The following is a 23927-nucleotide window of genomic DNA, read 5'->3' as shown; positions in this document are numbered from 1 at the left end:
TCCTTAGCGACCTCACAAAAGCACTAAAAGGTCTATAAGGACAAGCAGGGCGAGACCCGCACGACGCTCGATGCCTCCGGTGACCTGAACGTCACCATTCGCGATGCCGACAAGGATGGTGTTGCCGGAACGGAAGCGGACAAGGCGGCCGCCGAGCAGCTTCTCGCCTCCATCAACAAGGATGCCTCGAAGTATCAGGAGATCACGAAGGACGACTACACCAAGCTGTCGGGCGAACTCGATGTCCAGAACCTGATCGAGTTCGGCGATAACATCAAGGCGATCCAGAATTATCAGCGAGCCCAGAGTGCGCTGGTTCCGGGAGAGATCGCGGCTCAGGGAGGCCGGGCTGTCGATGTCTGGCGCAAAATGATCATCAATGGCGCGTCGCCGGAAGAAGCAACAGCGCTTGCCAAAGGCGATCCGATTTTTGAGCTCACAGTTCGCAAGCTTGAAACCGCCGACGCGGCAATCGAGCACTACGGCAGTATGGATAAGCTGCCCGAGGGAACCCTGACGCTGATCGCGATGGGCCAGACAATCCTGTTCGGTAAGGCGAGCAATTATGAAGGGGGCGCGGTCGTCGTTCCGTGCGCTGCGAATGGCGTCTGCCAGGTGGAACTGGCAGCCTATCTGCAAACGTTGAAGACGAATCCGAATTCGGTCGAGATAGCAGTCGCCAATTTCCGTAATGAAGTCATCAAGGGCCTTGCGAACACCTCGACCGATGACGTCAACGGTGGACCTTTCCGTCTCGATGCTGCGTTCCGTGATCTCTTGAATTGCGTATCCGACAACCCGGCCAATGCGGCCGACGATCTTCTTGCAGCGTATCGGGCCAACCCCAGCGGGTTTCAGGCGTTGGCGTATCGGACCTACGACGTAACGCGCGTCAATCCCCAATCTGTTATCGCAGCAGTTGAAGGTCTGGCTGCGGGCGGCAACATCGCTCAGTTCGAGACCGACATGACCCTGGCGCAGTTGCCGCGTTCAACTGCGCTTGATGGATTGTTCACAATTGCCGGAATTGCCTACGAATTCACGCCGGTCGCCGATACGGTTGCTATGGTTGAAGCCGCCGATAGCGGTGATGTAGCCGGCATCATGATTGCAAGCGTCGGCTTCCTGCCCATCGCAAAGGCAGGGAAGCTTCTCGGTAAAAGTGCAGAAGCAGTCAAGGATGTCCTTAAGGCCGGAGGCGATGAGGCAGGTAAACTAGCAAAGGATATCGCCCAGGAAGCGGGAAGATATGCTGAGGTAGGTGGCCACCATGTTCATGCTAAAGCTGCGTTTAAGAACCACATGAACTATAACCCAAAAGACGGATTCTCGATTAGTCAGGAGTTTATGAATACCTACGGTTTACGCCATGCAGACATGACATCTTATCAAAGACAGGCATTCACTGAACTTGCTCGCACGGGAAAACCAAATACTCTAGCGGAGCATACACGTATTGCAGTAGAAGCCTTGAAGGCTGGCGGCGCAGACGAAACGCTCGCACGAACATTAGTTGCACGATCTTTGGCAGCGCTGCGCGCGTCTGGTGTTCGTGTACCCACCGATATTCCTTGGAAGAAATAGGAGGTGATCGAATGACGCAGGACTTAGATACGTTTGGAAGATTGCTTATGAAAGATGTTCGAGACCAAACGATTTCAGAATATGATGGAATGGTCTCGGGAAAAATCAATTCTAATTCGGGGAAAAAATTACGAGCCTTACTCGATCAATTTGATCAAGATCAGAGGGAAGCGATCAAGAATATTATATTGACACAAATCGACGGAGCTATTCACAATTTTCTTTGGTTGATTGAAAAGGGAGGCGATTCGTCTTTCCCGGTTGTTTTAAACGGAGGGATTCCTCCAGTTGATTTAGCTACGGCCAGCGACGGTCTCACGGGTGAACTTTACAGCGATGAAGGGTGGATAGCCCGATATTCTATGAACAGAGGTACTTTTTGATAAGAACGCAGTCTGCGACAAGGCTTTTTCCAGTTGTGCCATCCGGTATACATACGAACTTACCTATATGGATAAATTTTAGCTGGATCAGGGTCACCAGTACGCCACTCAATCATATCGCAGGTAAATGATGGCCGATGATTCAGCGAAATCCAGACTAAAGGATCTCATCAAAAAGCTGGTCGCAGTTCCCGATACTGAGGAGGAGCTGGGCAAAATCACAGATGAGATCAATGATTTATCTCCCGATTCCGCATGGTCGAACTACATTTTCTATTCTACTGCGTTTGAAAATACTGACGGAAATATCGATGCTGATCGAGTTGTATAGGAAATACATAAAAACAAATCAATTATGCTTTGATTTCATATACATTTCTGAGCTTTTGACAGCCGGGGATTCGTTGCGACAGTGATGCGGATGTCGCAATCGACACCGCGTGCTACGATGCCGGCTAGTCGGAAGGTTGACATCTCGTGGGATTCTGAATCTTCATCCAACGGCGATTAGAGCCTCGGCGGTTTTCGATACGCCACTTGGCGCGGTGGGAGCAACCGGCGGAAACGCGTAGCCTTCATCTTGCGCAGCGTTGGAGCCGGTTGCGGCGATGCTCCCGGCAAAGTCTGCCGGGGTTTTGTATCCGAGCGATGAGTGCGGCCGGGAATGGTTGTAATCGTCCGCCCATTCGGCGATGGCGCTGCGGGCATGATCGAGACCGAAGAACAGGCTCTCGTTCAGCAGCTCGTCGCGCATCCGTCCGTTGAAGGACTCAATATAGCCGTTCTGCATAGGCTTTCCCGGTGCGATGTAGTGCCACTCGACCTTGTGCTCCTTTGACCAAGCGAGGATCGCGTTCGACGTGAATTCCGTGCCATGGTCGGAGACAATCATGCCGGGCTTGCCCCGCCGCTCGAGGAGCGCCGTCAATTCGCGAGCAACACGACGGCCGGAGATCGAGGTGTCCGGGATCGCCGCCAGGCATTCGCGCGTCACGTCATCAACGATGTTGAGCACGCGAAATCTTCTTCCGCAGGCGAACTGATCGTGCACGAAATCCAGCGACCAACGGGCATTGGCCTTGGCTTCGACGAGTATCGGCGCACGCGTTCCGACGGCACGCCGCCTGGCCTTCCGCTTGCGAACCGACAGGCCTTCCTCTCGGTATAGCCGGTAGACGCGGTTGACACCGGACGGCTCTCCCTCCCGCCTGAGCAGGACAAACAGTCGCCGGTAGCCGAAACGCCGCCGCTCGTTGGCGAGGTCGCGCAGTCTTGTTCGTAGTTCGGCCTCTGACGGGCGGCGTGACCGATACCGCACCATCTTCCGGTCAGCCGATATGATCTGGCAGGCCCGCCGCTCCGAGAGGCCCATGACGGCCTTCAGATGCGCGACGGCTTCACGCTTGGCGGCGGGCCCTACCATTTTTTTGCAAGAAGCTCGCGGAGTGCAGCAGCGTCCAGCATCTGCTCGGCGAGCAGCTTCTTCAGCTTGGCGTTCTCCTCTTCGAGCGCCTTCAGGCGCTTCGCCTCGGAAACCTCCATGCCGCCGTATTTGGCTTTCCAATTGTAAAATGTCGCGTCCGAAATCCCATGCTTGCGGCAGAGGTCGGCCACCTTCGCGCTAGCCTCCTGCTCCTTCAGCACCGCAATAATCTGCTCTTCAGTAAATCTCTGCTTCTTCATTCGTCCGTCCTTTGATGGGCCGGACTCTAATGCAATCTGGAGGAAATTACCCGTGGCAGGTCAGCCACTGCCGTCGAAGACGTAGACCCAGACCCTGCCGGTTTTTGTCTTGCCCCGCCCGGGGTCGAGAACATCGACCGGGGTATCGTCCGTATGTATTCGGTCAAGCGCGGCGATGTGGGCCCTGATCAACAAGACGATGGGTGTCAGCAAAGCGGATACGCGGCCGACCCAGTCGGCCATCACGGAGCGCGATATGTCTATTCCCAGCCGATCATACATCTCTGAGAGACGGTAAAGCGGAATGTGATCATCGAACTTGGAGACCATGATATGGGCGAGCAATCCAGGCCCGGGCTTGCCGCGCTCGATCGGCAAGGTTGGCATCTCGCCAGCCACTGTCGTATCGCATTCCTTGCAGATCATGCGCTTTTCGACATGCCGAACAATCTTGACCGACGCCGGCACGTGTTCCAGCACCTGAACCACCCTGTCGGGCGCCTTCAGGAAGGAGGTGCCACCGCAGGTCGGGCAATTACAGGGAGCCGCATAGATCAGTTCTTCGGTGGCGAGACCCTCGGGCAATGGTTTGCGCTTTGGCTTGTCCGGCGCGTCGTCCAACTCCGGCAGAGGAGTTTTCCCGGAGCGCAGTTCAGCCTCGGCGCGAGAAGCCTCGATCTCCTCCAGCATCAACTCAAACTGTTCGATCTTCCGGTCGATCTTTTCCGAAGAGCCGCCGTGCTGGCGATGGCGGAGCAGTTCCAGTTGCGCACGAAGAAGCCCGATTATCGAGTCACGCTTTATGACCTCGGCTTCCTGGCTCTCAAGCTTTGCCGCCTGTTCTGCGACGAGTGCGCGCAAAGCAGTGAGCTCGTCCTGACTGTCCAGCGGCGCTGTTTCCATACCCGCGAATCTAGCCGATTTGCCTCTGACGCGCCAGCGTTAAGCCTCGGATGCCCCTGCAAAATATAGCTTTTATCCCGTTCGGCCAGGAGCGGACGTCCATGCCGGGCGGCGCCAATCAATCCCCTCAACCAGCATGGAAAGCTGCGCCTGCGTCAGGTGCGCGACACCTTCTTTCGCTGTCGGCCATGGAAAGTATCCGCGCTCCAAAATCTTGTAGAACAGGCAGAACCCCTGGCCGTCCCACCAGAGAAGCTTGATCCGGTCAGCGCGTTTTCCGCGGAAGCCGAAGATTGCGCCCGAGCCCGGCGCCTCCTTCACGACCGCTTCAACCAGCGCGGACAGACCATCAATACCACGCCGCATATCGGTCACTCCGCAGGCCAGATAGACCCGCACATTTCCCGATGGTCCGATCATGCCGCCTCCACGCAAGCGACCAGCGGGCCGAGCAGCTTCAACTCGACATCTATCGGCACCTTCAGACACCGACCGTTCCGCAGCAATATCTCGACGATCGCCAGCCTCGTTACCGTGGCAGACGCCTGACTTACGCCAACCTCCTCCATGATTTCCACTGGAAGGAACACCGTGCGTCGATCCACATAGTTGAACGACTTCCGCCACAAGCGGATCTGGCCAGGATGAACGTCATGCCGCCGCGCCACGTCACCAATGCGAGCACCCGGCTCATCAGCTTCCGCCAGTATCCTCAGCTTCGCCTCGTCCGACCAGCGCCGCCTGCGCTCGGTGCCGGAAATGATCTCTATGCGAGCCATGAAACCTCTTTGTTCTGGTATTAATGTCAGCACTAATGCTGGTTCTAGTGCCAGAACATCGCCTGATTTCCCCGCTCAGCAAAAACAGCTCACCGGACGCTCACGACCGAAGTCATTTCTTATCACAAAGGAATCTGCGGTGGCACGACCACCTTCGCGTTATACAGGGCAGCATTTCGGCGTATCGAGGAGTGCCGTTGACCTGCAGCCACGTCGTATGCCCGTCCGACATACAAGAGCCCACCAAAAAAGCTTTTGATCCCAAGGACATCAATTTGACGCAGAGCCTTGACTTTTAACGACTGCGTTAACGCTCGGTTATAAAGCCAGACTTCAGATCGAAAGCTCAACCATCTCGGTCGCGTGATACATCTGCCCGAGTTGATCGTGCCGGATACGAAACTGGCTTCGCCGCTTGATCCGGAAGTTTCCCGCGACATCGGTCTCCAGCTTGATGGCCGGATCGTAATAGACGGTTCCAACGGCAAGGGCCTTCAGGAACAGGATCAAGTCCGTCTGCTCGCAGAGCTGAATACGTGGCCCGTAGCGATATTCAGGTGGCGGCGTCCGGAACAGCGAGGGAACGTAGGCGGCCTGGGCATGTTTGCGGTTCCAGTGCTCGATGATGCCCGTGTACTGCCAAAGCGCGGCTGTTTCGCCATACTGATCCAACAGGGCGATCCCCCCGGTCAGGTCGGTGATCTTGCCGGATTCGAAATCGTAGCCGGTCAGGCGCAACTGCAGGCCGGTATCCGGGTGACAGCCGCGGGCGCTCGAATAAATTCCCCCGAAATTCAACCGCCCCGCCTTCCCGCTCTTGTCGGCATAACCGAACCTTCGCAGAAAGGCTTCCACCCCCTTTTCGCGATAAAAGCCGCCGGTCGGTTCCGGCGTGAGCAAGGTTACCGGGCTCGTTGGCCGGTAGCGGTCAAAGTCGGTTACGCCATACTGCTTGATTTCCCAGCCGAGGTAGTCCGGTTCCGAATAGCCGTTCGGCGTGATACCTAGTTCGGCCTCCAGCGTATAGCCGCCACCATTCCTCGCGACATAGGGACGGGCAATGCCGTCGGCACCAAGCTTCTGCGAGGCTATCCAGTGTTTGGCATAGATGGCCGTGAGCGTCTCCAGAAGCCGCTGCCTCGTGCTGCCGGCTTCAGGTACCGCCGGAATTTCCAGAAAAACACCGGCAGGCTCGAGATCAGCGGATGCATATATGGCGTTAGCCAGGGGACTGCCGGCCGGCACGGCGCAGCCCAGAACCCGCCCGTCACGGGTGATCCCGAGAAAAAGTACCCTGCCCTCGTCGCGAACCCGCATGACATCGCCCGGGGCATTGCGGCATCCCTTCAGAAAGCCGGACATCCGCACTTCGGGGTATTTCGGGTAGAGAATAAGCTGGGCATTCGGGGCCTCGTAGCGGCCGTTTTCATCCATCCACCAGAAACGGACACTTGCCTTGGCCCGGTCGCGCACGCACCCGGCCGTATCAGTTTCATCGGTCTCCACAGCACCGTGCGGAATAACGTTCAGGGCAGAAAAGTCGCCGCCGAGGTAAATCTGGTTCTTGGAGTTGTCGTTCGGTGCAAGCTTCTTGGCGTAAATTCGCTCGGCGCCACCCTGGCGCAGCAACCCGGCAAGGGCCTCAAGGGTATCAATCATGCTGCGAGGCCCCGGATTTCCAGTTCAGGTGTTTCACCGCGCAGCCATACCGCAAGGGCGGCAACAATATCATCAACCGGCAACTTCTCCCTGCCCTTGAGCGCGCACTCCCACACGGTACCGACACGCCAGCCGGTCTCCCGAAGAAGGGCAGTCGCCCTCACATCACGCGCCACGTTTCCCGAGATCTTGGCCTGCCAGAATTCCGTCCGCGTCGAGGGCATACGGAAGAGATGGCAGTCATGGCCATGCCAGAAGCAGCCATGGACAAAGACCACGGCGGAATATTTCGGAAACACCATATCGGGTTTTCCGGGCAAGGTGCGCTCATGCAGCCTGTATCTAAAGCCGGCCGCATGCAGGGCCTTGCGCACAAGCAGTTCCGGCTTCGTGTCCTTGCCACGGATTCCGGACATCATCCGGCTGCGGACATGGGCAGGAACGATATCAGCCATTGACGACGGCTTTCTCCTCCTCCGCCTCGGGAAGATGAAGCACCTGACCGAACCGGGCTTCCGGCAGCCACGGGCTCATGGCCTCTGCAATAGCCTCGACAACGGGCATGACGACCGCATTGCCGAACTGCTTGTAGGCCTGGGTGTCGGACACCGGAATTTCCCAGACGCGATTTCCCCGCTCGAACCCCATCAGGCGGGCACATTCCTTCGGAGTAAGCCTGCGCGGACGGTTCCCCTTCCCCTGATCGATCAGGATTTCAGAGCCATCCTTGTAGTAGCGAGCGGACAGTGTGCGCGCGACGTCACCGGGACCAAACAGACCAAATCCGAACCCGTTGCCCTTGGCCTCGTGCTTCTTCTTGTAGTTCTGGAGGTATTCCCAGAGCTTCGGGGTCAGGGTGTATTTGGCGTCAACGCCGGATTGCAGGATGCTGCTCAAGGTCGGTTCCGGGCCTTCCGGCACAGCGACGTCATCAAACGAGAATCCGGCGCTGTGATCGCGGAACCCGGCAATGAAGATGCGTTCCCTTCCCTGGGGAACCCATGGCCGGGCACTGACCACCCGGGTCACGACCTTGTAACCGAGTTCCTCTTCGAGCACCTTCATGATGGTTGCAAACGTGCGTCCCTTGTCGTGGCGCTGGAGGTTTTTCACGTTCTCCAGCAGGAAGGCTTTCGGCTTGTGGTAGCGGATGATCTGCGCCACATCGAAGAACAATGTTCCCTGTGTGGCATCGAGAAAGCCGTGGGGACGCCCCAGTGCATTTTTCTTCGACACGCCGGCGATCGAGAACGGCTGGCAGGGAAAGCCTGCCAGCAGCACGTCGTGCACGGGTATCCTTGCCAGCGCCTCGTCATCCTTTGTGTACTCCCGGATATCACCGGCGAAGACGTGTTCCTCATCCTCGGGAAAGTTTTTCCGGTAGGTCTCTGCCGCGTATTTGTCCCACTCGCTGGTGAAAACACATTTGCCGCCAATGCTCTCGAAACCGACCCTGAGACCACCAATGCCGGCGAAGAGGTCAATAAAGCGGAACCGGACCGGCTTTTCCGGCAACCGGTGGCTTTCGGCCATCTGCCGGAGCATATCGAGAGCAAGCGGCGACGGAGAGCATTCGCCGTTTTCGTGACGGTAGGCGGAGCGGATGGAAGCCCTGGTGACGCGCGCAGCCTCCTCAAGGGTAAGTCCGGCCTGCTCCCTGAGCCGCGCGAACTCTGTCTTGCCGTCCTGATGCGTCATTCCCGAATCTCCGCTGTGTCGATTTTTGCCACTCTGGCACAAAGGGACTCAGCAAACAAACCGTTTGTTCCCTCTTTGTTCGAATTCTGACAAGTTCACACAGGAGAATTTGCTTCACGCCAGAGCCCTGCTTGCAGCTTTTGCCTTGGAATCATTCAATCTTGGAGCAGACCAAGAGGCAACATTCGCGGGACAGATGGCTGCGCACAAATGTACGCAGCCACGTTGTTCAGTGTAGTGAGGCGCTTGCCGCAAGCCGCTCATCCTTGTCGTGCAGCGCGAAGCGGTCAATCATATCAGCACTCGCCTTGAAGCCGAGGACCTCGACCTCGTCGCCCGCCTGACGAAACTTCAATACGATCTTGTCCAACGCGCCGATTGCGGCGATGTCCCAGAGATGGGCCTTTGTGAGATCGATGATGATCCGCTTACACACATCCGACAATCTACGGCTTTCTGGCTTTGAAAGGACGCTCGAGCAACTCGTTTGGAATCGCATACTCTCTCCATTCTCCCTCAACGAGAGAAAAGATCCGGTTTCCGTAATCAAACACGTGCAGTCTGTCTTCCCGGGCAAAAATCGCTGATGGCTGAACCCGTTTGCTCCCGAGCTGGAGCTTCACCTTTGGTGTAAAGGTTTTTGCTAAATGTCCATCGAAACGAAACAGTTCCGAGTCAGCAATGAGGATCAACTTGCCGTCGAGATAAGCAGCATCAGAGTAATGCTTTTCGCGATCCGGCAACGATGAAATCTCCGAAAAACCGCTTTCTGGTGTTCCAATCATGACCAGACCGTCGGAGCCAACCAGATAATCATTGCCCTGCTTGTCGGAAGTGATGGCGGCCACCCATGCGTATGGTGGTGAAGCCTTGGCAATCCGTTCAGGTAACTCCTGACGTTTCCAACTGCCAGGTGTTCCTGTAAAAAGCGTCGTTAGAACAGGATGGGTACCCTTTTCAGCTCTCAATCTCTTTTTCCGTTCAAAGCGTTCGTCTTCCGTCATGTCACTTCGATATAGAGGATGGCCCGGGTAAAGGGTAAAGTATCGTTGGTTCGGTCTCTGGATCGCAACGATAAAGATCTCACCTTTGACGTTTTTGCCTAGAATGGCCCATTCAGTCCCCGAGTAGGGATATTCAGTCGTAAGCGACGGAGACACGTCCTCCCAACTCCCGCCTTTTCCGAGCTTCAAGAAGTTCTCGCTGCCTGCCACAAGCCAACGATTGTCATAAGGAAGAATGGAGCGGAAATCGATTTCAGGCGCGGTCTCGGATTCGGCTTGAGTTCCGGGGATAATGAAATGCTGTGAACCGTCTGGACTGACAACGTAAATGTCGCCCTGCAGGCTGATCGTGACATAGGAAGGCTCGACATTGTCTTTCGACGACGGTATCACGCGGATGTCGCGCAACTCCCTGCGAACATCCGATCGCGAGAATGTTTGTTCAACAGTGTCGCGCATTAGAATGATCGTGTATGGATCGTCCCAACGCGGTCCACCCACCAGAGCAGCGAAATGGCGGTCGGTGTCTGCCATGGATGCCTGATAGAATTTGGGCTCCCATTTACCGTACAGTTCTTCGAAATCTTGCTCGTCATTCGGAATGTCATCCAAGAAGGTCTCTCCTTTTTACGGGTATTTTCCAGCACGAAGTACATCAGCGATTTTGCCCGTTGGAAGCGGTTTTTCCTTCGTCCTTCCCGGAGCGGAAAGGCCTGTCTTCTTCTTCACCTGTTCTTCCGCCCGGGCATTCGCCGCTTCTGCACAGGCTTTGTCGATTCCATTGGTTGCCAGTAGCGCATCTTGAGACGCTAACAAGATATCTTCCATAGGAGCTGTTCCCGGGAAATCCGGATGATCAATCCCTTTCAGTTCGTTCCTGGTTAGTTCGTGCACACCGCCAGAGCCGTTTTTTCTGCTGTGTTGGGCTTCAGTCAGGCAAATTGACTCACCTTCGCCTTCGGTAGGAGCGTTAGGCACTCTCTCCGTCGTTACTTTGCCTGGACGATCGCCCAGACGGTATGTCATGTCGGCGACAACGTGGTGGGCGTAGTCGCCTGCGCCTGAACACTCCTCTTTAATTTCGTCGTAAGGGCCGATAAGACATTTTTTACGTCGTCTTTTCTTATCATCAACCCTAGTGCTTGGACCGAGAGGCGGAGGGGGGACTGGTTGAGGACCAGGTTTGGGGTCTTGCTTCTTTTCTTCTTCCCGCTTTCGCGTTTCTCGAAATAGACATCAATCCCGTTTGGAGAGGCAGCGTTCAAATCGCGTACGAAATCCTCCGAGCGATGATCAACCACGCTGTCGAAGCCAAGTTCACCCTTGACGAACGCACACTTGTCGGGTCCACCAGCTATACCGACTGCCCTCGCCCCGTAAAGCTTTGCAAGCTCTCCGACCATCGAACCCACGGGCCCAGAGGCTGCAGCGACCGCGACCGTCTCACCCTGTTTCGGTTTGCCAATGAACTTCAGACCACTCCATGCAGTAAATCCCGGCATGCCGAGTACGCCGATCGCGGTCGTGACCGGCGCGCCGTGCGTCTCGACCTTTCGTAGCAAGTCCCCATTGATGACCGCGCCCGTACACCAACCGGTCCGCCCGCGCACGATGTCGCCAGGCCCGAAACCATTGTGCCTCGACTTCACAACTTCGCAGATCGTCTCGCCCTCCATGATGCCGTCGACGGGTACAGGCGCGGCATAGGATTTGGCGTCGCTCATACGCCCACGCATGTAAGGGTCGAGCGAAAGATAGAGAACACGGACCGTGACATCGCCCTCGGCTGCTTCGCGCAACTCGGCGTCCTCAAGTCGGAAATTTTCATGCGATGGCTCGGCCAATGGGCGGCTTGCCAGCGCGATGCGTTTGATCGTCATCATAAGGTGCATCCCTCGTTCAATAGTCCCGAGTTTTTTAGGCACCCTCGGGTTGGATATTCTACCGCTTCTCGAACTCGACGGGCGGCAGCATCCTGATCCTGGTGTGCTCTCATTTGGGGTTGTAGATCATTTTGATCTGCTCGAACACGTCCAGACAGACCTAACCGCTTGAGCGATACCCCCGAAAATTGAAGGACCGTTCGGCGACCACCTCATAAGGCTTGACGATCAGCTCAAGGCGTATGCGTTGTAAAAGACTAACGGGCATGCTGGCGATCACCGCTGGCACCCAACTCCAGGACAACGATCAAGGGTCATCCTTTGGCTATTGTCACCGAACGAGGAAACTGACATCATGCGACAACAGGCTTAAGTGAGCCGCTGATATCCATGGGCAGGGTAGCTCTCGACCGGAAACGGGCGGGGGCTTTTTTTATTTTTTGGTGGCGATGATGACTTCAGAAAATTGGCGGGTCGGTGTGCTTTTCTCTGAAACGGGCGTGACTGGAGCCGTGGAGAGTACCCAGAGGGCGGCGTGCCTACTGGCGATCGCTGAAATCAACGCGGCTGGTGGGGTGCTTGGCCGAGCGATCGAACCTGTGGCCTATGATCCACGATCAACACCCAACCTGTATAAAGAACTTGCGGTCAAGCTTTGCGATGAAGACAGGGTCCGAGTGGTTTTCGGTTGCCATATGTCGAGCACCCGCAAAGCCGCTTTGCCCGTCATCGAGGCTCGTAATGCGTTACTGTTCTATCCGACACTATACGAGGGATTTGAATACTCCCGGCATTGCATCTACACCGGCGCCGCCCCTAATCAAAACTCCGTTCAACTGGTTGATTTCCTGACCACGCGCTACGGAAAGCGGGTTTTTCTCGTCGGTTCGAACTACGTCTATCCTTATGAATCAAACCGGACGATCAGCGATCTCTTCCTTCAAATCGGAGGTCAAGTCCTCGACGAGATGTACGTCCCGCTGAACCTCAAAACTGAAGATATCGCCAGGATAATCCGTCACATCGAGGCAGCCAGGCCTGATGTCATCTATTCGACGATCGTAGGCGACGGCATCATCCCGTTCTATACAGCTTTCAAGGAAGCGGGCTTTAATTCAGCGACAATGCCGATCGCAAGCCAATCGACCAGCGAGGCCGACGTGATCCGCATGCGACCGGACGTCGCCGAAGGCCATATTACGGCCGCCCCATTCTTTGCCTCGCTCAACACGCCCCGCGCCCGCGCCTTCGTCGACGCTTTCCAGCGGCAATATGGACGGGAGATGCTACCGACCGCCCCGGCAGAAGCAGCTTATTTCCAGGTTTATCTTTATGCAGCGGCGTTGCAGCAAGCGGGGAGCGACGGTCTTGAGCAGTTGCTGCCAGCCCTATATGAAGTCGAGTACGATGCCCCGCAGGGCGCTGTGAAAGTAGACCGGCTAACCAACCACACGCACCTTTGGCCGCGAGTGGCAAGGGTGAACGCGCAGGGCGGCTATGACATCGTCTACGATCCTTCGCTGCGCGTGGCGCCAGATCCCTTCATGCGCGAATATCGCCCGGACCTGACGCAGACTTTTCCGCATCGTGTCAAGGTCTGAGAGGGAGCAACATGTCTTTCGCCCTTCTTAGAGATTTGCGGGATCTCAAGGTTCTTGTTATTCATCCCCGGACGTCCGAAGGGGAGTTTCTGGTCGATCACCTGCGGCGTATCGGCTGCACCGTCAATTGCCTCTGGCCCGTGCCTGCCGAATTGCCGCTTGGCACAGATGTGGTCTTCCTCGCAATGGAAGATGAGGCGCGACCGGAAATCGAACGCCTGCTGAAATGCCTCCCCAATCCGGCTCCGACGATGTTGGCCATCGTCGGTTACGAAAACCCTTCGACGTTGCAGATCGTGTTGGAAAGCGGCGCACTCGCCATTGTCGAAAGACCGATCAAACCGTTTGGCTTGCTCACCAATCTCGCCATTGCCCGCAGCCTCTGGCTCGAGCGCCAAAAGCTCGTCAAGGAGGCGCGCAAATACAAGCGCAAGGTTCTCGGAGACCAGAAGCTCGCTCGGGCAAAGGCAATTTTGATGGCCAAGCGCGGCACGAGCGAAAGTGAAGCGTACCGCCAAATGCGCGAGGAGGCGATGGCCCGACGCGTTCCGATTGATGAAATCGCCAATTCAATTATAAGCGCCGAACAGCTCTTGCGCCCACCCCCAAAACATGATTAGTTTTTCAAGTGTTCCAGACGAACACCTCCGGCACATCCCTTCTTCTTTGAAGCCATGTGCCGATGTTGCACGCGGCGTAGCCGTGATGCGGTGATGGCAAAGGTGCCCGCAGGCTGTGACAAGCCTCGCGGGTTTTTTGTTGTCTGCTGACAGTGACGTCAGCCCTCCAATACTGTTTCGGCATGAAAGCCCCGGCCCTGAGCCGGGCAATGCCGCTGCGTGCGCCAATCAAAAAAAGGGGAACCAAGATGGTGTTCAACAGACGTGAATTTCTGAAAACCGCAGCTACCGCTTCCGCCGCACTCGCCCTGCCGGCTCTCGGCGGCCGGGCCTTTGCCGCCGATGCCATCAAGGTCGGCGCGCTCTACTCGCAGACGGGTGGCCTTTCCGTGGCTGAAAAGCTTCTGGCCAACGGCGTCATGATGGCCGTGGCCGAAATCAACGCGGCCGGCGGCGTGCTCGGTCGGCAGGTCGAGGTCGTCGTTGAAGACGGTGCCTCCGATCCGAAGACCTTTAGCGAAAAGGCCTCGAAACTGATCCTCAAGGACAAGATCTCCACCGTGTTCGGTTGCCACACCTCCGCCAGCCGCAAGGCCGTACTGCCGATCTTCGAACGACGCGGCGCAATGCTGTTTTACCAGACGCATTATGAAGGCTTCGAGTGCTCCCGTAACGTTGTCTATTCGGGTGCAGTTCCGAACCAGCAGCTCTCCAATTACATTCCCTGGATCGTGGAGAAACTGGGCAAGAAGAAGTTCTTCATCGTTGGCTCGAACTATGTCTATCCGCGCGAGATGGCGAAGGTTTCCAAGAAACTCATCGAGGCGGCCGGGGCAGAATGGGTGGCGGACGAATATCTGGAACTCGGCCACTCGGAGTGGGCGGTCATGGTCAGCAAGATCAAGGAGTCCGGCGCGGACGTTGTTCTCTCCAACGTTGTCGGCGACTCGATCATCGCCTTCTATCGAGAATTCAAGAACCAGGGACTGTCGCAGGAGACAATCCCGATCTGCGCGACAGTGACATCCGAAATCGAGATCGCGGCCATGGGGGCCGAATATGCGGCGGGCAGCTACACATCGTTCCCCTATTTCATGTCGATCGAAACGCCTGCGAACAAAAGCTTCATCGAGCGCTTCAGAAAATTCGTAAACGACCCGAAAGCCGTGACATACCATTCGCTTGAGGCCGCCTATTTCCAGGTATTTCTGTGGAAACAGGCAGTCGAGAAATCCGGCGATCTGTCTGCCGATGCGATCCGGGCCGGCATACGCGGCCAGACCTATGACGCGCCCGGCGGCAAGGTGACGACCGACCCCGACAACCTGCATTGCTGGCTGACACCGCGCATCGGGCAATGGCAGCCGGATGGCCAAAGCAAGGTCGTCAACGCCTATCCGGCGCCGATCAAGCCGTTACCCTATTCGGCCTATGGCGAGACGGAAAGCAATCTCTTCTGCACCGTCAACGGTCTCGACGCAACCAAGCTCAAGGGCTGATCCCTTCCCCGCATCGTCCCGCCAGGCATGCCTGGTGGGACCGTGTCTCGGCAAGGCGGATCTGCGTTTTTTCCTCTGCGTGGCGTCAACCCGCTTCGGGATTGGCAAGGAGCAGGAAAAAGTCTGGCCCGCCCTTCTCATGAACGGTGGCGTTATGCTCGATATTCTTTTCATCGGCCTCAGTCTCGGCTCGATCCTTCTTCTGGTGGCACTTGGTCTCGCCATCACATACGGCGCCATGGGCGTCATCAACATGGCCCACGGCGAAATGGTCATGATCGGTGCATATGTCGCCGTTCTCTCGGGCATCTGGCTTAAAACCAGTCTTCTGCTCGCAATACCGCTTGCCTTCGTCATCACCGCCCTGCTTGGCCTGGCGATAGAACGGGTGGTCGTGCGGCGGCTCTACGGCCGCCTGCTGGATACGCTGCTTGCCACCTGGGGCATCGCCATCCTTCTGCAGCAGGCGGTAAGGCTGGAATTTGGCCTCACTTTTTTCGGTATTCACATCGAAGGCCTTGGAGCCGGACTGCAAAACGTCGCGGTGCCTTCTTATCTGCAGGGCACGTTCCGGCTCGCCGATGCCGACATCAACGCCTACCGCACCTTCATCATTGTGGTGACTGCCGTGCTGACGCTGGCGACGTGGTTCATACTCTACCGAACCACGGCGGGCATGCAGGTTCGCGCCATCATCCGCAATCCAAAAATGGCTGCGGCCTGCGGCATAGACGTGAAACGCATCAACGCCCTGACCTTCGCCTTCGGTTCCGGTCTCGCCGGCGTCGCCGGCGTGATGATGTCCGGCTTCAAGACTGTTTTCCCTGACATGGGCACAACGATGGTGGTCGACGGCTTCATGGTCGTGGTGACAGGCGGTGTCGGCAGCCTGTTCGGCACCGCCCTGTCTTCAGGGCTTCTCGGCGAGATCAATGCACTGGTGGCCATCGGCACGAACGACATTCTGGCGCGCGCGGTGGTTTTCGGGGTCGTCATCATTGTGATTCTCGTCAAGCCCAGCGGGCTGTTCTCGTTCAAGGGGCGCTAACATGAGCATCGAACGAAAATTCCAGATCGCCGCCTATGTCGTCTTCATCGCGCTGATCTTTGCAGCACCCTTTTTCGGTGACGAATTCTGGCTGAACCGTATCTCCAAGTATCTTGTCTATGGCATGCTCGGCGTCGCCATCGCACTGACATGGGGATATGCGGGCATTCTCAATCTCGGTCAGGGGCTGTTCTTCGGTCTCGGCGCCTACATGCTCGCCATGTCGCTGAAGCTGTCCAGCGCGACCAGTCTGCAACAGGGCTCCGACAGGCCTGTTCCCGATTTCATGCTATGGAACGCCGAACCCGGCGCACCGACGGAACTATGCTGCATCAACAAGGGCTCTTTCCTCTGGCTTCCGTTTCAAAGTCAGACGGTGGGCCTCGTGCTCGGCATCGTGCTTCCCGTGATGATCGCCGGCGCACTCGGCATGCTGGTTTTCCGCAAACGCATCTCCGGTGTCTTCGTGTCGATCATCACGCTGGCACTCGTTCTGCTCGTGCGTCTCGTCATGGTCGATGCGCAACCGGTGACAAATGGCTTCAACGGTCTGACGGACCTCGGCTGGCTGACGATCGGCGGCATTGAATTCGACCCTTACAGCCGGGCGACCTATTATCTGTGTGCCATATGCCTGTCGCTGGCGCTCATCGGAGCGCGTCTTGTGGTGGAGACCCGCGCGGGCACGATCCTGCAGGCGATCCGCGACGATCAGGTCCGCGCCCGTTATCTCGGCTTCGACGTCTCACTCTACCAGGTGTTCTTTTTTGTCATTTCGGCGGCGATCGCAGGTGTTGCCGGCATGCTTTACGTGGTCGTCGCGGAGTTTGCCTCACCCACCTTCATGGACCTGTCTTTCTCGGTGACCATGGTCGTCTGGGCTGCCGTCGGCGGGCGCTCCTCCCTGCTCGGCGCCTGCATCGGCGCGATCCTGATCAACATGATCGAGGCCGAGGTGAGTGAAACCGAAGCACTGGTGGAGGCGTGGAAAGCGATCATCGGCCTCATCTTCGTCCTCGTCGTCCTGTTCATGCCGCGTGGCCTCGGCGGCGTCGCGCATGATGTTCTGCGGCAGCTCGTCCGCCGCCTTAAGCCATCAGCGTCGTCTCCATCGTTGCAGCAACAAAGTGAGGCATTGTGATATGAGTGCAATCGCGTTGACCATCGACGGTCTCGGCGTCGATTTCGGCGGTTTCAGAGCCGTCAACAATGTCAGCATCACCGTCCGTGATGGTGAATTGCGGGTGTTGCTCGGCGCGAACGGCGCCGGCAAGACGACCCTGATGGATCTCATCAGCGGCAAGACCCGTAGCACGCAGGGCAAGGTCTTTGTTTACGATACCGACATCACCAACTGGCCCGAACACAGGATCGCCCGCGCCGGGATCGGCCGAAAATTCCAGATCCCCAGCGTTTTCCGTGATCTCACCGTGCGGCAGAATCTGGAAGTGGCCAATTGCCGCAATCCATCGGTGTTCGCCAATCTCCGGTTCGGGTTTTCGCGTGCGGAGACAAACCGCGTTGATGAGGCGCTCGCGCTGACCGGCCTGGAAGCCGAAGCGGACTTGACCGCCGCCTATCTCAGCCACGGCCAGACGCAATGGCTGGAACTGGGCATGCTCATCGTGCAGGACCCCAAGGTCATCCTGCTGGACGAGCCGACGGCTGGCATGACCCAGGCGGAAACCCGCAAGACAGCCAAGATCATCAAAAATCTCAAAGGCCGCCACACCATTATCGTCGTCGAGCACGACATGGGTTTCGTGCGTGAAATCGCCGAGCGCATCACCGTCCTTCATCTGGGCGAGGTTCTGGCGGAAGGCAGCGTCGGCGATATCGAACACAATCCCAAAGTCCGTGAAGCCTATCTCGGTTCGAAAGGAATATCCTGATGCTGACCCTGAAAGACGTGCACAGCTATTACGGACGCAGCCACATTCTGCACGGTGTCACCATTGATGTTCCGACCGGCAAGGTCACAAGCATTCTCGGCCGCAACGGCACCGGCAAGACCACCCTCTTGAAAACATTGATGGCGCTGACCGATCGCATGACGGGCGAGATGCGTCTTCAGGGCAAGGACATCGGCGCATCCCCGACACACAGGAGGGCGCGGGCCGGCATCGCCTATGTCCCCCAGGGCAGGGAGATTATCCCCGATTTCACTATCCGCGAAAACATCCTCATGGGCGCCTTTGCGCGAGCGGATGGCAAACGCGAAATTCCAGCACTGGTGCCGGAACTTTTTCCCTACCTGATGGCCAATCTGGACCGGCCCGGCGGCGTGCTTTCGGGCGGGCAGCAACAGCAGCTTGCCATCGCACGCGCGCTGGCCGCCGACCCGAAAGTACTGCTTCTCGATGAACCCAACGAAGGCATCCAGCCCTCCATCGTCGAGGAGATTGAAAAGATCATTATCCGGCTCAACCGGGAGATCGGCATGACGATCATCCTCGTCGAGCAAAACGTCGCATTTGCGCGCCAGGCGTCCCACCACTTCGCCATGCTCGAAAAAGGCGCCGTGGTTGCGACAGGTGCCATCGACATGCTCTCCGACGCACTCGTTCACCGCCATATGGCCGTCTGAAAAAGGCCGACCTTTCACAGAGACAATGGGAACAATCATGACATCCACACAGAGCTACACCGCCGCTACTATCCAGTTCGAACCGACCATGTTCGAAAAGGCACGCAATATCGACAGGCTGACGGCCCTTTGCGAGGAAGCGGCGCAGACAGGGGCGCGCCTGATCGTCACGCCCGAAATGGGAACGACCGGCTATTGCTGGTTCGACAGGGCCGAGGTGAAACCTTTCGTCGAGACTGTCCCCGGGCCGACCACCGATATTTTCCATGCGATTGCCCGCAAGCACCGCTGCTATATCGTCGTCGGCATGCCGGAAGTCGATCCGTCGAGCGACCTCTATTACAACACAGCCGTTCTGATCGGTCCGGACGGCGTCGTTGGCCGGCACCGCAAGTCGCATCCGTATATCGCTGAGCCAAAGTGGGCTGCGAATGGCGATATCGTACATGAGGTGTTTGAAACGGAAATCGGCCGAATTTCGATGCTGGTCTGCATGGATCTGCACTTCTTCGAAACGGCGCGGCTGGAGGCCCTGGGCGGCGCCGACGTCATCTGCCACATTTCCAACTGGCTGCAGGAGCGCGCGCCCGCCCCCTACTGGATCAACCGCGCTTTCGAAAACGCCTGCTATGTCATCGAAAGCAACAGGTGGGGACTGGAGAGAACCGTGCAGTTCTCCGGAGGAAGCTGCGTGATCGAGCCTGATGGGACAGTTGCAGCAGCGATCGATACAGGCGACGGAATTGCCTATAGCCAGATCGATCTTGCCCGCGCGCGCCGTCGCGAAGTCCTGAGCGAACCGGTATTCGAGTCGCGCCGGCCCGAGCTTTACATGAACATGATGACCAACAGTTTCACCTGGAATCCGGGTGACTACTTCCGCCTCTACGGTTATCAGCCCATTCCGCCGGGGCGCAAATCGCGCGCAGCCGTTGCCCAGTTCGCCCCATCCCCGGTGATAGCGGATAATATTGCCCAGATCAGCGCGTTGGCCACCGAGGCAAAGGCGACCACAGCGCCAGATATTCTGGTTTTCCCGGAACTGTCGCTGACCGGGCTTGAGGCTCCCGGTTCCCGGGCGGAACCGCTTTCGGGCCCGACGGTCTCCGCCTTCGTGCGCCTGGCAATGAAGCTCGGTTTCTATCTCGTCGCAGGGTTTGCCGAAGCGGACGGAGACAAGGTCTACAACAGCGCGGTCCTTGCGGGTCCCGAGGGATTGGTGGGAAGCTATCGCAAGACGCATCTGGGCGTCGCCGACAGTTGGGCAACGGCGGGCGACGATTGGAAAATCTACGATCTCGCCATCGGACGGGTGGGTCTCGCGATCGGGCATGACGCGCTTTATCCGGAAGCTATCCGCTCGCTTTCGCTGATGGGCTGCGATCTGGTCGCCTGCCCTTCTGCAATCGCCGGAATATTCACCGGCAGCCATGCGGGCACCAAGATCCCGCACAACTATCCGATCCCCAAAGGGGCAGATCCTTTTCATTGGCATGCGCTACGGGTGCGCGGTGGCGAAAACAACGTCTATTTCGCCTTTGCCAATGTGCTGGACACGGAAAGGGGATATCTGGGCAAGAGCGCAGTCTTTGGGCCGGATTCCTTTGCCTTTCCCCGTCAGGAATCGCCCATTCTCGATGAGCAGGGGATCGCCGCTGCTGTCGTCGATACCACCAATCTCGACACGCCCTATCCGACAAACATCGTCAGGCGAAAGGACCTTGTCGTCATGCGTCAGCCGCATCATTATCAGCCTCTGGTCAAATGGCACCAGTGAAAGGCGGCCCGATGTCCTCATTCACCTTCACAACCGTCCCGCAGATCATCGCGGGACCGGGCTCCATCGCACGGATTTCGGAGCTTCGCGCCCTGCTCGGGTCGCGGGTTCTGGTGGTTTCGGACGACGGGGTCGTGAAGGCAGGGCTCGCTCAGCCGGCCCTCGCCCACCTTGCGGAAACCGGCGCTGAAACGTCAATCTTCGCCGGCGTTATCGCCGACCCACCGGAAGCCATCATTCACGCCGCCCTGGCGCAGGCGATCGAATTTGGCGTTACAGGCGTGCTGGGCATCGGCGGCGGCTCATCACTCGATGTCGCCAAGCTCGTCGCCCTTCTCGCCAGAAGTGGCGAAGCACTTGAGGATATTTACGGCGTTGGCAAGGTGACGGGTGGCCGTCTGCCGCTGGTGCTTGTGCCGACAACAGCGGGGACCGGATCGGAAGTCACGCCCATTTCCATCGTTACCACCGGGGCAGATCAAAAACAGGGGGTTGTATCACCGGTCCTGCTGCCGGACGCCGCTGTTCTCGACGCGAACCTGACGATCGGTCTTCCGCCGGCTGTGACCGCAGCGACGGGGATTGACGCGATGGTCCACGCCATAGAAGCGTTTACGTCCGCCAGTGCAAACAACAATGTGGTTTCCCGCGTTCTTGCAAAGGAAGCTCTCCGTCTTCTCGGGGCAAACATCACAATAGCGGTTGAGAACGGAGCCGATCTCGCCGCCAGACAGTCGATGTTGCTAGGTTCCATGTTGGCCGGGCAGGCCTTTGCCAATTCGCCCGTCGCGGCCGTACATGCTCTCGCCTATCCGATCGGCGGCCGCTACCACGTTCCCCACGGTCTTTCCAACAGCCTGGTACTGCCGCACGTGTTGCGCTTCAATGCACCAGCGTGCGGCGATTCTTATGCGGAACTGGCACCGTACCTTTTTGCGCATCTCCAATCTGCCGACCAGATGGAGCGTCTATCCGGATTCATCGAAGGACTCGCGATGCTGCCCGCGCGCCTTAATCTTCCTGTACGGCTGAGGGATGTCGGAATTCCAAAGGAGGGAATTCCTCTGCTGGCTGAAAACGCAATGGAGCAGACCCGCCTGCTGGTCAACAATCCGCGCGAGATGTCGCTATCGGATGTTGCCGGCATCTACGAGGATGCTTGGTAACACCGCTAAACGCCACCGTAACCCGCACAAAAATCTGCATGCAGCAAGACGTGCTGCTCGGCATTGCCCCGAAAACTGCCTGTTCGCTTTGAATAGGGCCTGTATAAAAACGAAGTCTTCACCCAAGCTCCAGAAGCACCCCCGCCTGCAGGCGCCGGTGATCTTTGTCCCGCGTGCCGTCTGGCCACGGGCAGCAAGGATCAGTGTCTCTAAAGGGGAACAGCCACGCTAGCGCTTTCAGCGGTCGCGCCTGTCGACTAATTCTTTCTCAATCGACCAATAAATGGTCAAATCCCACAAATCACACTGACCACAAGCTGGGTTTTGACGGAAAAATCGAATTGGCACGCCTTTTGCTTATGACTGATTTGACCGTTTTGACTGATTTGACGGTTTGCTCAAAATAGAAAAGGGGAACTCGATGGGTTCAGAATTCAGTCGCCGCCGCTTCCTTCAAGGCTCTGTTGGCGCCGCCGCCGTCGCCGGCTATATGCAGATCAATCCTGACTTTTTCATTTCGTCGGCTTTTGCACAGGCTGGCAAGACGATGACCTTCCTGTCGGCTGAAAACATCACCGGCAACTGGGACCCGACCGCTCACACCACACTGTCGCAGAAGAACATCGAAGGTTTCGTGATGGGTTTCCTCACCCGCACGCCAATGAAGCTCGACGACCCAGGTGCGGTCGTCTACGAATTGGCAACCGACATCAAGCTGCTTGATCCGCACCGTCTTCAGATCAAACTGCGCGAAGGCATCGTGTTCCATGACGGCAAGCCGTTCAAGGCGGAAGATGTCAAGGCAACCTTTGAATATGGTTCGCGGGCGGACCGGCCGGCACAGTGGTATCCCGGCCCCACCGAAACCCTGAGCATCGAAACACCTGATGACTTCACCGTCATCATCGACACATCGAAGGGCGGCTATCCGGCCCACCTCTTCATCTTCCTCGCATCCTTCCTGCCGATCATGTCAGCCAAGGATATAGCCGGCGGACCCGGTGGACCACTCTCCCAGCGGCTCAACGGGACCGGCCCGTTCAAGTTTGTCGAACAGCGCGGCAACGACACCGTGATGGAGGCCTATGACGGCTATTTTAAAGGCAAACCCGCCATTCCCGGCATCAACTTCACCTTCACCGGTGACTCCACCACCCGAATGCTGTCGTTGATGAATGGTCAGGCTGCGATTGTCGAGCGGCTGGAGCCGGAACAGGTGGACTCGATCAAGGACAATCCAGCGATATTCATCAACAAGGTCGTTTCGGTCGAAAACAAGTATCTGTGGTTCCGCTGCTCGAAACCACCTTTTAACGATCCGCGTATCCGTCTAGCGGCCTGCCATTCAATCGATCGGGACATGATCATGGAGTTGATGGGGTCGGCCGGCCACGCCTCATCCAACTTCGTATCGCCGGTCAAGTTCGGCTACGTCGATCTACCCGACTATCCGAAATTCAACCCGGAAAAGGCACAGGCCCTGCTCGCCGAAGCCGGTTTCCCGAACGGCAAAGGGCTACCGCCGCTCGAATACATTACCTCTGTCGGTTTTTACCCGAAGACCAAGGAATATGGCGAGATGATCACGGCCATGTTGCAGGAGCAGGGCTTCAACGTCAGCCTAACCGTCCTTGAGCCCGCAGCCTGGAACGAGCAGCTTTATCATCGGCCCGGCGGCGGCCCGGGGCACATGGTCGATTGCGGCTGGTCGACGGCCTCTCCGGAACCGGACCTCGTGCTGCGCACCCATTTCCACTCCACTTCTCACCGCATCTGCGGCATCGAGGATAAGGATATCGATGCCAGTCTCGACAAGGAGCGTTCGGCACCAACTTTGGAGGAACGCAAGAAAATCCTCGAGGAGGAAACCATGCCGCTCATAGCCTCAAAAATGCCGGCGCTTTCCTTGTTCACCTCGGTAATGATCCACGCCATGCAGAAGGACTTTGAAGGCATGTACATCTATCCGGACGGATCGATCGACGCCGCCAAACCAGCTGCCTGACGGCATTCATGTGCACGCCACCTTTCCTGAGGGGGCGTGCAGACTTTC

Annotated in this window: 23 protein-coding genes and 2 pseudogenes; 13 read left to right on the top strand and 12 right to left on the bottom strand. The window is 57.4% G+C overall.

Going from position 1 to position 23927, the window contains the following annotated elements; translation table 11 throughout:
* Positions 1 to 12: 12 nt before the first annotated feature.
* The gene (locus ASB65_RS28815) at positions 13 to 480 is read right to left on the bottom strand and encodes a hypothetical protein (protein ID WP_060723857.1); all 468 of its coding nucleotides are present in this window, start codon (positions 478 to 480) and stop codon (positions 13 to 15) included.
* Between the two features lie 9 nt (positions 481 to 489).
* On the opposite strand from ASB65_RS28815, the gene ASB65_RS28690 reads away from it, so the two are divergent.
* The 3 genes from ASB65_RS28690 to ASB65_RS09930 all read left to right on the top strand — a co-directional run bounded on the left by ASB65_RS28690 (position 490) and on the right by ASB65_RS09930 (position 2298).
* A complete protein-coding gene (locus ASB65_RS28690; RefSeq protein WP_206744124.1) occupies positions 490 to 1584 on the top strand; it encodes a hypothetical protein in 1095 nt (364 codons plus the stop codon).
* Between the two features lie 11 nt (positions 1585 to 1595).
* Complete coding sequence (locus ASB65_RS09935) at positions 1596 to 1967, top strand: hypothetical protein (protein ID WP_060723856.1); 372 nt, start codon at positions 1596 to 1598, stop codon at positions 1965 to 1967.
* A gap of 130 nt (positions 1968 to 2097) precedes the next feature.
* Complete coding sequence (locus ASB65_RS09930) at positions 2098 to 2298, top strand: hypothetical protein (protein WP_060723855.1); 201 nt, start codon at positions 2098 to 2100, stop codon at positions 2296 to 2298.
* 162 nt (positions 2299 to 2460) lie between these two features.
* Here ASB65_RS09930 and ASB65_RS09925 read toward each other — a convergent pair.
* The 11 genes and pseudogenes from ASB65_RS09925 to ASB65_RS09870 all read right to left on the bottom strand — a co-directional run bounded on the left by ASB65_RS09925 (position 2461) and on the right by ASB65_RS09870 (position 11576).
* Positions 2461 to 3650, bottom strand: a protein-coding gene (locus ASB65_RS09925; RefSeq protein WP_139786525.1) for an IS3 family transposase whose coding sequence is annotated in 2 segments (ribosomal slippage) — positions 2461 to 3398 and positions 3398 to 3650 — 1191 coding nt in all. Because the reading frame shifts where the segments join, the coding sequence is not laid out codon by codon here.
* A gap of 63 nt (positions 3651 to 3713) precedes the next feature.
* Positions 3714 to 4553: pseudogene (locus ASB65_RS09915) on the bottom strand (IS66-like element ISAtu6 family transposase); the annotation flags it as partial.
* Positions 4554 to 4625: 72 nt separating this feature from the next.
* On the bottom strand, positions 4626 to 4973 hold the full coding sequence (gene tnpB / locus ASB65_RS09910; RefSeq protein WP_060723852.1) for an IS66 family insertion sequence element accessory protein TnpB: 348 nt from the start codon (positions 4971 to 4973) through the stop codon (positions 4626 to 4628).
* The gene (tnpA, locus tag ASB65_RS09905; RefSeq protein WP_060723886.1) at positions 4970 to 5332 is read right to left on the bottom strand and encodes an IS66-like element accessory protein TnpA; all 363 of its coding nucleotides are present in this window, start codon (positions 5330 to 5332) and stop codon (positions 4970 to 4972) included. Before tnpA ends, tnpB begins: the two co-directional genes overlap by 4 nt.
* A gap of 333 nt (positions 5333 to 5665) precedes the next feature.
* Complete coding sequence (locus ASB65_RS09900) at positions 5666 to 6961, bottom strand: MvaI/BcnI family restriction endonuclease (protein ID WP_198927607.1); 1296 nt, start codon at positions 6959 to 6961, stop codon at positions 5666 to 5668.
* Positions 6962 to 6987: 26 nt separating this feature from the next.
* A complete protein-coding gene (locus ASB65_RS09895) occupies positions 6988 to 7446 on the bottom strand; it encodes a very short patch repair endonuclease (RefSeq protein ID WP_060723850.1) in 459 nt (152 codons plus the stop codon).
* Complete coding sequence (gene dcm / locus ASB65_RS09890) at positions 7439 to 8689, bottom strand: DNA (cytosine-5-)-methyltransferase (protein ID WP_065695363.1); 1251 nt, start codon at positions 8687 to 8689, stop codon at positions 7439 to 7441. The genes ASB65_RS09895 and dcm overlap by 8 nt, the downstream gene beginning before the upstream one ends.
* A gap of 229 nt (positions 8690 to 8918) precedes the next feature.
* Positions 8919 to 9131 (bottom strand): annotated as a pseudogene (locus tag ASB65_RS09885) (STAS domain-containing protein); the annotation flags it as partial.
* 4 nt (positions 9132 to 9135) lie between these two features.
* Positions 9136 to 10305: a hypothetical protein gene (locus ASB65_RS09880; RefSeq protein ID WP_236734581.1), complete on the bottom strand. Its 1170-nt coding sequence runs from the start codon at positions 10303 to 10305 to the stop codon at positions 9136 to 9138.
* Between the two features lie 15 nt (positions 10306 to 10320).
* Positions 10321 to 10719, bottom strand: coding sequence for a hypothetical protein (locus ASB65_RS28145; RefSeq protein ID WP_139786526.1), 399 nt, complete (start codon positions 10717 to 10719; stop codon positions 10321 to 10323).
* Positions 10716 to 11576 (bottom strand): MDR family NADP-dependent oxidoreductase, encoded by an 861-nt coding sequence (locus ASB65_RS09870; RefSeq protein ID WP_236734580.1) that lies wholly within the window; start codon positions 11574 to 11576, stop codon positions 10716 to 10718. Before ASB65_RS09870 ends, ASB65_RS28145 begins: the two co-directional genes overlap by 4 nt.
* A 449-nt stretch (positions 11577 to 12025) precedes the next feature.
* Here ASB65_RS09870 and ASB65_RS09865 point away from each other — a divergent pair, with 449 nt between their 5' ends.
* The 10 genes from ASB65_RS09865 to ASB65_RS09820 all read left to right on the top strand — a co-directional run bounded on the left by ASB65_RS09865 (position 12026) and on the right by ASB65_RS09820 (position 23879).
* Positions 12026 to 13177 carry a transporter substrate-binding domain-containing protein gene (locus ASB65_RS09865; RefSeq protein WP_060723847.1) on the top strand — a complete coding sequence of 384 codons (1152 nt, stop codon included), beginning with the start codon at positions 12026 to 12028 and terminating at the stop codon, positions 13175 to 13177.
* An 11-nt stretch (positions 13178 to 13188) separates the two neighbouring features.
* Entirely contained in the window at positions 13189 to 13797 is a 609-nt protein-coding gene (locus ASB65_RS09860) for an ANTAR domain-containing response regulator (RefSeq protein ID WP_003509665.1), read from the top strand.
* 248 nt (positions 13798 to 14045) lie between these two features.
* The gene (locus ASB65_RS09855) at positions 14046 to 15296 is read left to right on the top strand and encodes a transporter substrate-binding domain-containing protein (RefSeq protein WP_060723884.1); all 1251 of its coding nucleotides are present in this window, start codon (positions 14046 to 14048) and stop codon (positions 15294 to 15296) included.
* A gap of 154 nt (positions 15297 to 15450) precedes the next feature.
* Positions 15451 to 16344, top strand: coding sequence for an urea ABC transporter permease subunit UrtB (urtB, locus tag ASB65_RS09850; RefSeq protein WP_060723883.1), 894 nt, complete (start codon positions 15451 to 15453; stop codon positions 16342 to 16344).
* Between the two features lies 1 nt (position 16345).
* Complete coding sequence (gene urtC / locus ASB65_RS09845) at positions 16346 to 17485, top strand: urea ABC transporter permease subunit UrtC (RefSeq protein WP_060723846.1); 1140 nt, start codon at positions 16346 to 16348, stop codon at positions 17483 to 17485.
* A gap of 1 nt (position 17486) precedes the next feature.
* Positions 17487 to 18236, top strand: coding sequence for an urea ABC transporter ATP-binding protein UrtD (gene urtD / locus ASB65_RS09840; RefSeq protein ID WP_060723845.1), 750 nt, complete (start codon positions 17487 to 17489; stop codon positions 18234 to 18236).
* Positions 18236 to 18931, top strand: a complete 696-nt coding sequence (urtE, locus tag ASB65_RS09835) for an urea ABC transporter ATP-binding subunit UrtE (RefSeq protein ID WP_060723844.1) — start codon at positions 18236 to 18238, stop codon at positions 18929 to 18931. Before urtD ends, urtE begins: the two co-directional genes overlap by 1 nt.
* A gap of 25 nt (positions 18932 to 18956) precedes the next feature.
* A complete protein-coding gene (locus ASB65_RS09830; RefSeq protein WP_060723843.1) occupies positions 18957 to 20708 on the top strand; it encodes a nitrilase-related carbon-nitrogen hydrolase in 1752 nt (583 codons plus the stop codon).
* Positions 20709 to 20719: 11 nt separating this feature from the next.
* Positions 20720 to 21874, top strand: coding sequence for an iron-containing alcohol dehydrogenase (locus ASB65_RS09825; RefSeq protein WP_060723842.1), 1155 nt, complete (start codon positions 20720 to 20722; stop codon positions 21872 to 21874).
* Positions 21875 to 22295: 421 nt separating this feature from the next.
* Entirely contained in the window at positions 22296 to 23879 is a 1584-nt protein-coding gene (locus tag ASB65_RS09820) for an ABC transporter substrate-binding protein (protein ID WP_060723841.1), read from the top strand.
* Positions 23880 to 23927 lie beyond the last annotated feature (48 nt).

Origin of the sequence: Agrobacterium tumefaciens str. B6 (assembly GCF_001541315.1) — a bacterium.
Taxonomy (GTDB): Bacteria; Pseudomonadota; Alphaproteobacteria; order Rhizobiales; family Rhizobiaceae; genus Agrobacterium; species Agrobacterium radiobacter.
Note: the sequence above shows the minus strand (reverse complement) of the source record. Positions and strands in the feature narration are given on the sequence as shown.